General features: G+C 60.9%; 12 protein-coding genes. 7 read left to right on the forward strand and 5 right to left on the reverse strand.

The features are described 5' to 3' along the window. The first annotated feature begins 84 nt into the window (after positions 1 to 84). The 7 genes from AMK05_RS16635 to AMK05_RS16660 all read left to right on the forward strand — a co-directional run bounded on the left by AMK05_RS16635 (position 85) and on the right by AMK05_RS16660 (position 4,963). On the forward strand, positions 85 to 417 hold the full coding sequence (locus AMK05_RS16635; protein ID WP_082935679.1) for a hypothetical protein: 333 nt from the start codon (positions 85 to 87) through the stop codon (positions 415 to 417). Further along, positions 407 to 790 carry a hypothetical protein gene (locus AMK05_RS16640; protein WP_064840255.1) on the forward strand — a complete coding sequence of 128 codons (384 nt, stop codon included), beginning with the start codon at positions 407 to 409 and terminating at the stop codon, positions 788 to 790. The genes AMK05_RS16635 and AMK05_RS16640 overlap by 11 nt, the downstream gene beginning before the upstream one ends. A gap of 8 nt (positions 791 to 798) precedes the next feature. After that, the gene (locus AMK05_RS34640) at positions 799 to 966 is read left to right on the forward strand and encodes a hypothetical protein (protein WP_171899727.1); all 168 of its coding nucleotides are present in this window, start codon (positions 799 to 801) and stop codon (positions 964 to 966) included. Between the two features lie 12 nt (positions 967 to 978). Then, positions 979 to 2,376, forward strand: coding sequence for an APC family permease (locus tag AMK05_RS16645; RefSeq protein WP_064840258.1), 1,398 nt, complete (start codon positions 979 to 981; stop codon positions 2,374 to 2,376). A 114-nt stretch (positions 2,377 to 2,490) separates the two neighbouring features. Then, positions 2,491 to 3,102 (forward strand): hypothetical protein, encoded by a 612-nt coding sequence (locus AMK05_RS16650; protein ID WP_143535314.1) that lies wholly within the window; start codon positions 2,491 to 2,493, stop codon positions 3,100 to 3,102. A 10-nt stretch (positions 3,103 to 3,112) separates the two neighbouring features. Beyond that, entirely contained in the window at positions 3,113 to 3,361 is a 249-nt protein-coding gene (locus AMK05_RS16655) for a hypothetical protein (protein WP_064840260.1), read from the forward strand. A gap of 264 nt (positions 3,362 to 3,625) precedes the next feature. Continuing rightward, on the forward strand, positions 3,626 to 4,963 hold the full coding sequence (locus tag AMK05_RS16660; protein ID WP_064840262.1) for a TadE/TadG family type IV pilus assembly protein: 1,338 nt from the start codon (positions 3,626 to 3,628) through the stop codon (positions 4,961 to 4,963). Between the two features lie 219 nt (positions 4,964 to 5,182). On the opposite strand, the gene araD is transcribed toward AMK05_RS16660, so the two are convergent. The 5 genes from araD to mmsA all read right to left on the reverse strand — a co-directional run bounded on the left by araD (position 5,183) and on the right by mmsA (position 12,311). After that, the gene (araD, locus tag AMK05_RS16665) at positions 5,183 to 6,922 is read right to left on the reverse strand and encodes an L-arabinonate dehydratase (RefSeq protein ID WP_064840265.1); all 1,740 of its coding nucleotides are present in this window, start codon (positions 6,920 to 6,922) and stop codon (positions 5,183 to 5,185) included. 62 nt (positions 6,923 to 6,984) lie between these two features. Further along, a complete protein-coding gene (locus tag AMK05_RS16670; protein WP_064840267.1) occupies positions 6,985 to 8,418 on the reverse strand; it encodes an aldehyde dehydrogenase family protein in 1,434 nt (477 codons plus the stop codon). 35 nt (positions 8,419 to 8,453) lie between these two features. Continuing rightward, complete coding sequence (gene araD1, locus AMK05_RS16675; RefSeq protein ID WP_064840269.1) at positions 8,454 to 9,449, reverse strand: AraD1 family protein; 996 nt, start codon at positions 9,447 to 9,449, stop codon at positions 8,454 to 8,456. Positions 9,450 to 9,564: 115 nt separating this feature from the next. Further along, positions 9,565 to 10,776, reverse strand: coding sequence for a multiple monosaccharide ABC transporter permease (gene mmsB, locus AMK05_RS16680; protein WP_064840272.1), 1,212 nt, complete (start codon positions 10,774 to 10,776; stop codon positions 9,565 to 9,567). Continuing rightward, positions 10,773 to 12,311, reverse strand: a complete 1,539-nt coding sequence (gene mmsA, locus AMK05_RS16685) for a multiple monosaccharide ABC transporter ATP-binding protein (RefSeq protein WP_064840274.1) — start codon at positions 12,309 to 12,311, stop codon at positions 10,773 to 10,775. The genes mmsB and mmsA overlap by 4 nt, the downstream gene beginning before the upstream one ends. Between the last annotated feature and the right edge of the window lie 83 nt (positions 12,312 to 12,394).

Here is a 12,394-nt window from a genome sequence, read left to right on the forward strand (position 1 = left end):
TTGACTTCCGCGAAGGCAAGGGCTCATATTCCTCCTGCGAAACTAAATTGCCTGAAAGGCAAAATTCGTTCGAGGAGGGAATGGATGGTATCGCATAGCGAAGGTGCCGAGATGCACCTCGCGCGGCGCATCGACCAGATGCATGCGCGCGACCGGGCAGGCCTTATCATATTCGTGGTCGTGCTCTGGTGCACGATGCTTTTTGCACTTTTGAACGTGTGGCCGTTCATTCCCGTGCCGGCCATTCGCATCATTCTGACCGTCTTCTGCGGGCTGGTGCTGCTCTTCAACACGGCGGCGATCGTCGCCATGCTGCGGCACTATGTCGAGGACAAGGAATTCATTTACGGCCTCGACCTCAAGCATCTCGACGAGATGCGGGCCCGCCGGCGCGGAGGCGAACGTCATGGCCTATAAGCCCCCGGAACAAAGCCTCGGCGCGCAGATCTTCGACGTGCTCACACTTCTGGCGCTGACCGTCGGCGCCCTTTACATCCCGCTCTATCTCGGCCTGGCGGGGGCGGCCAAGACGCCGGCCCCGATCGCAAACCCGACCTGGGAAGCACTCGGCCAGAACCCCGGCGAACAGGCCCAATGGGCCGCGCTTGGATATAGCGATCCGGCCGCCGTCAACGACATGATTACCGCCCGCTTCGACTATTCATTCAGCTGGTCGGCCCTCGTTGTCATGGCAGTCCTCGTCATCGGCTACTTCATTCTCGTCGTCAGGCTCTCCGACAGAGAGTACCGCGACGTGATCGAAGAGCGTTTCGGCCCGAAAGAGAAATAGGCGACGATATGGATATCTGGAACATCCTGGAATACGCCGCATGGGCGCTCTCGGCACTCTTCGCCGTCTTGATGCTTTACGATATGGGGCGCATCGACACCACCTATGACAACGCTCTGCTGACCTCATCCCGCGAAGGCGAGATCGAGGCCGCCGCCGAGCGGCACGTGATCTGAGGGGCCACGGCAATGTCGAACAGCAATGTGAAAGCCGGGCAGCCGGAAAGACTGCAGCTTCTGCGCGTTCTTGGCCCCGCCCATATCTGGGCGCTTGGCGTCGGCATCGTTCTCGTCGGCGAATACATGGGCTGGAATTTCTCGGTGGGCAAGGGCGGCATGATCGCCGGCCTCGTCGCCTGCTGGGTTGCCGGCCTGCTCTACACCTGCGTCGCCATGATCGATTCCGAGGTAACCTCGACGGTTGCGGCCGCCGGTGGCCAATATGCGCAGGCCAAACACATTGTCGGCCCGCTGATGGCCTTCAATGTGGGCCTGTTTCTGGTTATGGCCTACACGATGCTGGAGGCCGGCAACGCGATCACGATCGGCTTCCTGCTCGATACCGTCGCTGGATTGCAGGGCCACAGCGGCCTCAATCAGCAGCCCTTTATCGTGCTCTCGATCATGTTCCTTGCCTGGCTGAATTACCGGGGCGTGCTGGCCACGCTGACCTTCAACCTGGTCATCACGGCAATTGCATTTATTGCCATCATCGCGCTGTTTCTCGTCGTGCAACTCGGCGGCTCGGCCGTCCAGCTCGACTTTTCCGCCGTGACCACAGACCCGATGCCCTATGGCTGGGTCGGCATCATCGCGGCGCTGCATTTCGGCCTCTGGTTTTATCTTGGCATCGAGGGCACATGCCAGGCGGCCGAAGAAGTGCGCTCGCCGGCCCGTTCGCTGCCTTACGGCACAATGGCGGGGATCATGACGCTGCTGATCGCCGCGACCATGACCTGGTACGTATGTTCCGGCCTCATTCCCTGGGAATATCTCGGCCAGGCGGGCACACCGCTTTTCGACGCCGCCCGGGTGACCGGGAATACGGGCCTCATGGTTCTGCTCTTCGTCGGCACGCTGTTTTCGACGCTGGCTTCGGCCAATGGCTGCATCAACGATGCGTCTCGCGCATGGTTTTCCATGGGCCGCGACCGCTATCTGCCGATCTGGTTCGGCGCGGTCCATCCCGTTTACCGCACGCCTTATCGCTCCATCGTCTTTCTCGTGCCGATCGCATTGATCTTTGCGCTGGGCGCGCCGCTCGACCAGGTCGTGACCTTCTCGATCTTGTCCGGCCTGCTTGGTTATACCTTCATGACCTTCAACATGGTGATGTTCCGCAACAAGTGGCCGCTGGGAAGCATCAAGCGCGGATACGTCCATCCGTTCCATCCGCTGCCGACCATCGTGCTGCTCCTGCTCTGCGGCGCCGCCTACTTCGCGGTGTTCCTCGGCTACGGAACGCAGCTCATCGCCATGACCGGCTTTTATATCGTGGCGTCGCTGTGGTTCCACTTCCGCCGCTACCGCTATGTCCGGCGCGGCGACCAGTTTACCATGCCGTGGCCGAGGCCAGAGGGCTACTGACCATGCCTGTCCTTCCTGCTGTGAGGTGACGCGATCGTTTCCCTTGGCCTATTGATCCTGTCGCTGGCCGCCTGCCTTTTGCTCGCGATGCTCGCGCTCGGAGAGCATCGCAAGATGATGACGCAGCGCCATAGGCTGCTGGATGAAGCGGCGGCTGTCCTGACGTCCCCCCGCTTCGGGCTTTCCGCCGATCAGCATCCGGTCGTCAGCGGCAGCCTGGCGGACGGCACGGCGGTCACGCTCGATGTTTTCACCGATACGATGGTGACGCGCCGGCTGCCGCAGCTCTGGCTGCGGGTCACGTTGCAGGACGGCATTGCCCAGCCGTGGCCCTCGGTCGGCATCCTCGCGCGGCCGACGGGTTCGGAATATTATTCGGCGGTTCACGGCCTGAACGAGTGGTTGACCCCGCCGGCCACTGAGGTTCCGGTGCTGATGCGCGGCACTGCTGGTGCAATAGACCGCCAATGGCATTCCCTGCGGCACGGTCTTGCCGGCCTGGTTGCCGATCCCAGCGTCAAGGAGGCGGTCGTTACGCCGCGAATGGTTCGCGTGGTGGTCCAAGCCGCAGAAGGCGAGCGATCGGCCCATCTTCTGCTGAGGCAAGCGCGCTTTTCGGTCGACACCCTGCCCCGGCCGACGATACGTCAAACGCTGGATATGGCACTGGAACTCCGTTCGCTTGCCGCCAGAGCTGCGCAACGCGCAGCCGTCGATGCCATTTAAGGAGCGTGCGATGGAAAAAGGGCCCAATCCATATCTTGTCCTCGCACTCGCGATCGTATTGCCAGGCGCGGGTCACGTAGCGATAGGAGAGCCGCGCCGCGGCCTGACCTTCGTCCTCTTTGTCATGCTCTTTTCCATCCTCACCTTCATGACGACGACATCCGATCAATCCTTCATCGGCCGGCACGCAGGCGGGCTTTTCATCTGGGCGCTGTCCATTCCGGATGCCTACCGCCGGGCGAGGCTGGCGCGCCTTTAGAGCATGTCGCGCAAACTGTGCCGCGGTTTTAGGTCCGCACACTCTTCAAGACCAGTTTCGACTGCACCGCTTCGCTAGCGGGGCGTGATGACCGGGCGGATTTCCGGGCCCCGAGTTCGCGCGAAATCCGGGATTTCGGCGATTTAATTAGAACACAACCATACGTGTTTTCCTTTGGTTTATGCTCCACTGTTAGTGATCGCCTCGTAGATATGCGGTTGTGGCGGCTACGCTCACACTGCTACCGGGAAGGGCGGCCCTTATATGTTGCATCGTTTTATTGTTGACCGGTCCGGCAATTTTGGAATTATGACGGCGCTGCTGGCCATTCCGCTGCTGGGTGCGGCGGGAACGGCCATTGATTTTGGCAGCGCCCTGTCGCTTCGCACAGAATTGTACGCCGCTGCGGATGCGGCAGCCGTGGGATCCATAACGAAAACCTCGGATGCGGCAAAGCAGGCAGCCACGCTGTCAGGCGACGGGTCGCTGACGCTCGGCAAATCCGAAGCCCAGAAGATCTTCTTTTCACAAATGTCCAAAAAACAGGGCGATGTTCCCGTTGCCGTCGACATCAGCGTTCAAAAACAGGGCGGCACGCTCAGCTCGACTGTATCCTTCAGCGCGCAGATGCCGACGACATTCATGCAGGTGTTGGGATTTCATCAAATCCCCGTTTCCGGAACGGCAACAGCGCAGTATGAGACCCCGTCTTACATGGATTTCTTCATGCTGCTGGATAACACCCCATCAATGGGTGTTGCCGCCACCACCGATGATATAACCGCCATGAAAAAAGCGACGGTGAACGGCCACGATGGCGGCAAAGATAAAAACTGCGCCTTCGCATGCCACATCGTTTCTGAGAAAGGCGTTGAGGATAAGAAGAGCTACTACAATGTCGCGCGCGACAATGGCGTGACCATCCGCATCGACGTGGTGGCCGCTGCCATCAAAGCCCTGATGGCCAAGGCGAAGGACACACAGTCCATGCCGAGCCAATTCCGGGTCGCCGCATACACCTTCGGCAAGACTGCCCAGGACGCTAAAAACGCGAAGCTCTTCAAGGTTTCCGATCTGGATTATGATCTGAGCGCTGTGGCAGCCGCCACCAACATGATCGGTCTTATGAGCATTCCCTATCAGAACTACTACAGCGACCAGCAAACCAGTTTTGACGAAGCGCTGAAAGGGATTGAAGGCGAAATCAAGGGCAACATCGGCATGGGCACCAGCAATGCCGATCGTCAGAAGATCGTGTTTTTTGTCGCTGACGGTGTTGGCGATAGCTATAAGCCGGCCGGATGCACCAGCCCGAAAGGCGCAAACGGCGGACGATGCATCGAACCCATCGACACGGCTTATTGCAAGAAGCTCAAAGATCGCGGCATCAAGGTCGCCGTCCTCTATACGACCTATTTGCCCCTGCCCGACAACAGCTTTTACAACGACTGGGTCAAGCCCTTTGAGAGCAAGATCGCCACGAAAATGGAAGAGTGCGCCACCCCCGGCTTTTACTTCGCAGTCAGTCCAACGGACGGCATTGAAGAGGCCATGGAGGCCCTGTTCCTGAAGATTGTCAGCGCGCCTCGGATAACCAGCTAAAGCATGTCGCGCAAAAGTGTGCCGCGGTTTTCCCAGGCAAAGCACGAAGCGCTTTTGCCGCAGCGAATGCCTGAAAACAAAGAGCTAAAGCGCGGCGCATGAATCAAGTTTGATGCGACGCGCTTTAGAGCACGATGCGGTTCTCGGGCGCATCATGCTCTAACTCTCTTATACAGAACGATTCAGATTTTAGGCCGATCCGGCCTAGAACATTCTGTTTTAGTGGCTGTCCTTGCCAACCGCGTTGCCGCGACATCCTTTGAGGAAGTCGAGGTCGGCGCCGGTGTCGGCCCCTTCGACATGCTGCTGATGCAGGAAGGCATAACCCGACGTCGGCAGATCATGGTTCGGTTGCCATTCGGCCAGCCGGCGCGCCAATTCCTCGTCGGAAATGTCGAGATGCAGACGACGGTTCGGCACATCGAGCTCGATCATGTCGCCATTCTTCACGACCGCCAGCGGTCCGCCGACCGCGGCTTCCGGAGAGGTGTGCAGCACGACGGTGCCGTAGGCCGTTCCCGACATGCGGGCATCGGAAATGCGCACCATATCGAGGATGCCCTTCTTCAGCACCTTGGGTGGCAACCCCATGTTGCCGACCTCGGCCATCCCCGGATAACCCTTCGGTCCACAGTTCTTCATGACCATGATGCAGGTCTCGTCGATATCGAGATTGTCGTCGTTGATCTTGGCCTTGTAGTCGTCGATGTCCTCGAACACCACAGCCCTGCCCCGGTGCACCAGAAGATGCGGCGAGGCGGCCGAAGGCTTCAGCACCGCGCCCTTCGGCGCCAGATTGCCGCGGAGCACAACGATGCCGCCCGAAGACGTCAGCGCCTTTTCGGCGGGCAGGATGACGTCCTCGTTCCAGTTGACGACGTCCTTGACCTCGTCCCAAACCGTTTCGCCGGAGACCGTCAACGCATCCCTGTGCAGAAGACCCGCCTCGCCGAGGCGCTTCAGCACCACCGGCAGGCCGCCGGCATAGAAGAACTCTTCCATCAGGTACTTGCCCGACGGCATCAGGTTGACGATGGTCGGGACGTCGCGGCCGCAGCGGTCCCAATCCTCGAGCGACAGATCGATGCCGACGCGGCCGGCGATGGCAAGCAGATGGATGACGGCATTGGTCGATCCGCCGATCGCCGCATTGGTGCGGATAGCGTTCTCGAAGGCCTGTTTCGTCATGATCTCGGACGGCTTCAGATCGTCCTTGACCATCTGCACGATGCGGCGGCCGGTCAGCTGCGCCATCACCTTGCGGCGGGAATCGACGCCCGGGATCGCGGCATTGCCGGACAGTGCCATGCCGAGCGCTTCGGCCATCGAGGCCATGGTCGAGGCCGTGCCCATGGTGTTGCAGGTGCCCGACGAACGGCTCATCGAGGCCTCAGCCTCGAGGAACTCGGCCTGCGTCATCTCGCCGGCCTTCACCATTTCGGAGAACTTCCACAGATGCGTGCCGGACCCGACACGCTCGCCGCGGAAATAGCCGTTCAGCATCGGCCCGCCGGTGACGACGATCGACGGCAGGTCGCAGGAGGCAGCCCCCATCAGCAGCGACGGCGTGGTCTTGTCGCAACCGACGAGCAGCACGCAGCCGTCCATCGGCTGGCCGCGGATCGCTTCCTCAACCGCGAGCGCGGCGAGGTTGCGATACATCATCGCGGTCGGGCGGAAGGTGTTTTCGGAGGCCGAGAATACCGGCACCTCGAGCGGGAAGCCGCCGGCTTCCCAGACGCCCGCCTTGACCTTCTCGGCGAGCTCTCTGAGATGACCGTTGCACGGGGTCATATCCGACCAGGTGTTGAGGATGCCGATCACCGGCCTTCCGTCGAACAGGTCGTGGGGATATCCCTGGTTCTTAAGCCAGCCGCGGTGATAGATCACGTCGCGGCTCGTGCCGCCGTACCATTCCTGCGATCTCAGCCTGCGCGGCCATTCTGCTTTTTTCTTCATAGTCTCTGTCCTTCAGGATACCCCCTGATCGCCTCGTACGATCAGGGTTATCGCCCTTCGTCTCAAGCCAGCGTGTAGGCGGTCTTGACGGTTGTGTAGAATTCGGCGGCGTACTTGCCCTGCTCGCGCGGGCCGTAGGACGAGCCCTTGCGGCCGCCGAACGGCACGTGGAAATCGACGCCGGCGGTCGGCAGGTTGACCATGACCATGCCGGCTTCCGAATTGCGCTTGAAGTGCGTCGCATGTTTCAGGCTGGTCGTGGCGATACCGGCCGAAAGCCCGAACGGCGTGTCGTTGGCGATGGCAAGCGCCTCGTCGTAGTCCTTCGCCCGGATCACCGAGACCACAGGTCCGAAGATCTCTTCGCGCGAAATGCGCATCTGGTTGGTCGCTTCGGTGAACAGCGTCGGCTGCAGGTAGAAGCCGGGCGTGTCGCGGGAAATCACCTCGCCGCCGAAGGCGAGTTTGGCGCCTTCCTTTTTGCCGATCTCGATATAGTCCGTATCAGTCTTCAACTGCCGCTCGTCGACGACGGGGCCGATATGAGTGCCGGCCTTCAGCGCATTGTCGACGACCAGCGTCTTCAGCTTGTCGGTCAGAGCTGCGACGAACTTGTCGTGAATGCCTTCGGTGACGATCAGTCGCGAGGAAGCGGTGCAGCGCTGACCGGTGGAGAAAAAGCCGGAATTGGCGGCTGCTTCCACTGCAACGTTGAGGTCGGCATCGTCGAGCACGACCATCGGGTTTTTGCCGCCCATCTCCAGCTGGAACTTGCGGTTATGCTCGATCGAGGCGGCGGCGACGCGGCGGCCGGTACCGGTCGAACCGGTAAAGGTGATGCCGTGAACGTCGGGGCTTTCGAGCATGGCCTGGCCGACGACCGAGCCCTTGCCCATGACCAGGTTCAACACGCCCTTCGGCAGCCCGGCGCGGTTGAGGATGTCGACGATCGCCCAGGAGCAGGCGGGCACCAGCTCGGCCGGCTTGAAGACGATGGTGTTGCCGTAGCAGAGCGCCGGCGCGATCTTCCAGGCCGGGATGGCGATCGGGAAGTTCCACGGCGTGATGATGCCGATGACGCCGAGACCCTCGCGGGTTATTTCGACACCGATGTTCGGGCGCACCGACGGGATGACCTCGCCGGCCAGCCGCAAGGCTTCGCCTGCGAAGAATTCGAAGATCTGCGAAGCGCGGATGACTTCGCCGGTCGCCTCAGGCAGGGTCTTGCCTTCCTCGCGGGCAAGCAGCGCGCCGAGTTCGTCCTTGCGCGCCATGATCTCGTCGCCGGCCTTCTTCAGGATGACGTGGCGTTCCCAGATGCCGGAGCGCGACCAGGCGGGAAAGGCAGCCTTGGCGGCGGCGATGGCGTTCTTGGTGTCTTCGGCGCTGCCGTCGGCATAGAGGCCGACGACTTCGTTGGTATCGGACGGATTGATGTTCTTCGTCGCGTTGGTGCCGACCCATTCGCCGGCGATCAGGTTTTGATAAATGGTCATGGGCTGAACAAGCCTCCTTTACCGCTTATTGAAAATCAGAGCTGCTTGACGGCGATCTCTTCTTCGGCGGCCACCTTCAGCGGATTGCGCAGCGGCAGGCCGAATTCGGCGACTTCGATTTCGAAGACATCGCCTTCTTCCGCCTTGATGCCGTCGGCAAAAGACAGGGTCGCCGTGCCGAACATATGGACATGGACATCGCCGGGTGCACGGAAGAGGCCGTATTTGAAATGGTGATATTCGAGATTGGCGAAGGTGTGCGACATGTTGGCTTCACCCGACAGGAAGGGCTTTTCGAAGATCACCTTGTCGCCGCGCTTGATGCGCGAGGTGCCGCGGATGTCGTCGGGGGCGGCGCCGATGCGGATTTCCGGACCATAGGCGGCGGGGCGCAGTTTCGAGTGGGCCAGATAGAGATAGTTGATCCGCTCGGTGACGTGGTCCGAAAACTCGTTCGACAGCGCAAAGCCGATGCGGAACGGCGAGCCGTCGCTGGCGATGACGTAAATGCCAGCCATTTCAGGCTCTTCGCCGCCATCGAGCGCGAAGGAGGGCGAGACCAGCGGGGCGCCGGGGGCAGCCGTGCCATGGCCGTTGCCCTTGTAGAACCATTCGGGCTGCACGCCCTTTTCGCCAGCCTTCGGCTTGCCGTTCTCCAGGCCCATCTTGAACATCTTCATCGAGTCGGTCAGCGTTTCCTCGGCCGCCTCGCTGGTCTTCTTGTGCATGGAATCGCGGGTGGCGGCGGAGCCGAGATGCGTGAGACCGGTGCCGGTCAGATGCAGGTGGGCGGCGTCCGGATGGGTGATCGGCGGCAGGAAGCGGCCGTCCGCATAGGCTTTTTCGAGATCGACGGCAGCGCCGTAACCATGCGCCTCGATGACTGAGGCCAGCGACTTGCCGCCGTCGGCGGCTTCCATCGCCAGCGCATAGACGCTGGCGGCATTGTTGACCGACCTAGCCGCGCCGCCCTGCTCGCGCACGGCGACGACGATCTCTCCGTTGGCACCCTTGATCTGGGAAATAAGCACGACTTCGATCCTTCTCGTTCCGGCGAAGACCAGGAAAAGCTCCGCCTGTCCGGCTCCATCAGGAGCCGGAATTGATCACTCATATGACTGCGAATGCGAGGCTGCGCTTGAGCGCTCAGCCCTTGTTCTTGTTGTAGACGTCGAAGAACACGGCGGCGAGAAGCACCGCACCCTTGACCATCTGCTGCGAGTCGGTGCCGAGACCGTGGATCGACATGCCGTTGTTCATGATGCCCATGATCAAGGCGCCGATGACCGCACCCGTCACCTTGCCGACGCCGCCCTGGGCCGACGCGCCGCCGATGAAGCAGGCCGCGATGACGTCGAGCTCGAGGCCGAAGCCGCCCTTGGCCGTCGCCGAGTTGAGGCGCAGCGCCACGATCAGGCCGGCGAGACCGGCGAGCAGACCCATATTGGCGAAGGTCAGGAAGGTCAGCCGCTCGGTGTTGATACCGGAAAGCTTGGTCGCCTTCTCATTGCCGCCCATGGCGTAGATGCGGCGGCCGATCGTCGTGCGACGGGTGATGAAGGCGTAGGCGGCGACCAGGGCGAGCATGACGACCAGCACGTTCGGGAAGCCGCGATAGATCGACAGCTGGTAGCCGAGCGCCAGAATGGCGACGGCAACAACGATGTTCTGGACGAGGAAGAAGCCCATCGGCTCGACGTCATTGCCATGCCGCTCGTTCGACAGCCGCTTGCGCCACGCCATATAGAAGAGGGTAACGGCACCGACGACGGTCAGGATCATCGAGGTCGAGTTGAGGCCGCCCGTATCGAGCAGGTTCGGCAGGAAGCCGATGCTGATCAGCTGGAACTCCGGCGGGAACGGACCGATGCTGGTGCCCGTGCCCGACGCCGTCATCACGAACAGCGTCAGGCCGCGGAAGACCAGCATGCCGGCCAGCGTGACGATGAAGGACGGGATCTTGTGATAGGCGACGAAATAGCCCTGCAGACCGCCGACCAGCGCGCCGAGAGCCAGACAGACGACACCCGCCAGCACGTAATTCATGTGCCATTGCACCGTCATCACGCCGGCGATGGCGCCGATGAAACCGACGACGGAGCCGACCGAAAGATCGATATGGCCGGCGACGATGACCAGCAGCATGCCGAGCGCCATGATGACGATGAACGAGTTCTGCAGGATGATGTTGGTCAGGTTGAGCGGCCTGAAGAGAACGCCGCCGGTCGAAATCTGGAAGAACACCATGATCGCGATCAGCGCGATGAACATGCCGTATTCCCGGATGTTGCCGCGAACGTAGTCTCCGATCGAGACGACGCGCCCTTGCTCAGCGATGGGTTGATTGATCGGCGTCATTGTTTCTTCTCTCCTGAGCGCATGATGGCGCGCATGATGGTTTCCTGGCTCGCTTCTCCCTTCGGCAGTTCCGCAACGATACGCCCTTCATTCATGACGTAGATGCGGTCGCAGGTGCCCAGAAGTTCCGGCATTTCCGACGAGATCATCAGAACGGCTTTGCCGTCAGCCGCGAGCTGATTGATGATAGTATAGATTTCGTATTTTGCACCCACGTCGATGCCGCGCGTCGGCTCGTCGAGGATCAAAACATCGGGATTGGAGAACAGCCACTTCGACAGCACCACCTTCTGCTGGTTGCCGCCGGAAAGATTGACCGTTTCCTGGAAGATGCTGGAAGAGCGGATGCGCAGCTTCGAGCGATAATCGGTCGCAACCCGGGATTCCTTGACGCTGTCGATGACCGATGCGTTCGACACCGCCTTCAGATTGACCAGCGTCGTATTGTGCAGGATCGTGTCGTTGAGCACGAGGCCGAGTTGCTTGCGGTCTTCGGTGACATAGGCGAGACCGGAGTCGATCGCCCGGCGCACAGTGCTGACATCGACCGGCTTGCCGTGCATCAGCACTTCGCCGGACACCTTGTGGCCGTAGGATTTGCCGAACAGGCTCATGGCGAACTCGGTACGCCCCGCCCCCATCAGGCCGGCGATGCCGACGACCTCGCCCTTGCGGACGGTGACGTTGATATTGTGCAGGACCTGGCGGTCGCGGTGATGCTGGTGATAGGCGTTCCAGTTCTTCACTTCGAGAATGGTTTCGCCGATCGGCACCGAACGCGGCGGATAGCGGTCTTCGAGATCGCGACCGACCATGTTGCGGATGATGATGTCTTCGCTGATCTCGTCCGCGTGACAGTCGAGCGTCTTGACCGTCATGCCGTCGCGCAGCACGGTGATCTGGTCGGCGACCTTGCGGATTTCGTTCAGCTTGTGGGAAATGATGATCGAGGTGATGCCCTGCTTGCGGAATTCCATCAGCAGCGTCAGCAGCGCGTCGGAATCGCTTTCATTGAGCGAGGCGGTGGGCTCGTCGAGGATGAGCAGCTTGACGCTCTTCGACAGCGCCTTGGCGATCTCGACCAGTTGCTGCTTGCCGACGCCGATGTCGGTCACCAGCGTGTTCGGAGATTCCGACAGGCCGACCTTCTTGAGCAGCTGCTTGGTGCGGTTGAACGTCTCGTCCCAGCTGATGACGCCGCTCTTGGCATTTTCGTTGCCGAGGAAGATGTTCTCGCCGATCGACAGCAACGGCACGAGCGCCAGTTCCTGGTGGATGATGACGATGCCGATTTCTTCGGAATCCTTCAGGACCTTGAAGTTGCGCGTCTCGCCTTCATAGACGATGTCGCCGTCATAACTTCCGGTGGGGTAGACGCCCGATAGGACTTTCATCAGGGTCGATTTGCCGGCTCCGTTTTCGCCGACCAATGCGTGAATTTCACCCTTGCGAACCTTGAGGTTCACGTTCTCCAGCGCTTTGACGCCCGGGAACGTCTTGGTGATGCTCCGCATTTCGAGGATGGTGTTGTCCATAGTCAAAGTTCCAGCGCCTTGGGCCGCCAAGCGGCTTGGCGATCATAAAATCGAAGACCGGAACCCGCAAGCGCGGGTTCCGG

The sequence above is a fragment of the Rhizobium sp. N324 genome, assembly GCF_001664485.1.
Classification (GTDB): Bacteria; Pseudomonadota; Alphaproteobacteria; order Rhizobiales; family Rhizobiaceae; genus Rhizobium.

Bases quoted from the DNA above. Each gene is read 5' to 3' on its own strand.
- mmsA (WP_064840274.1), bottom strand. From the start codon at position 12,311: ATGGACAACACCATCCTCGAAATGCGGAGCATCACCAAGACGTTCCCG.
- araD (WP_064840265.1), bottom strand. From the start codon at position 6,922: ATGAAGAAAAAAGCAGAATGGCCGCGCAGGCTGAGATCGCAGGAATGG.
- AMK05_RS16660 (WP_064840262.1), top strand. From the start codon at position 3,626: ATGTTGCATCGTTTTATTGTTGACCGGTCCGGCAATTTTGGAATTATG.
- AMK05_RS16670 (WP_064840267.1), bottom strand. From the start codon at position 8,418: ATGACCATTTATCAAAACCTGATCGCCGGCGAATGGGTCGGCACCAAC.
- AMK05_RS34640 (WP_171899727.1), top strand. From the start codon at position 799: ATGGATATCTGGAACATCCTGGAATACGCCGCATGGGCGCTCTCGGCA.
- AMK05_RS16640 (WP_064840255.1), top strand. From the start codon at position 407: ATGGCCTATAAGCCCCCGGAACAAAGCCTCGGCGCGCAGATCTTCGAC.
- AMK05_RS16650 (WP_143535314.1), top strand. From the start codon at position 2,491: ATGATGACGCAGCGCCATAGGCTGCTGGATGAAGCGGCGGCTGTCCTG.
- mmsB (WP_064840272.1), bottom strand. From the start codon at position 10,776: ATGACGCCGATCAATCAACCCATCGCTGAGCAAGGGCGCGTCGTCTCG.
- AMK05_RS16635 (WP_082935679.1), top strand. From the start codon at position 85: ATGGTATCGCATAGCGAAGGTGCCGAGATGCACCTCGCGCGGCGCATC.
- AMK05_RS16645 (WP_064840258.1), top strand. From the start codon at position 979: ATGTCGAACAGCAATGTGAAAGCCGGGCAGCCGGAAAGACTGCAGCTT.
- AMK05_RS16655 (WP_064840260.1), top strand. From the start codon at position 3,113: ATGGAAAAAGGGCCCAATCCATATCTTGTCCTCGCACTCGCGATCGTA.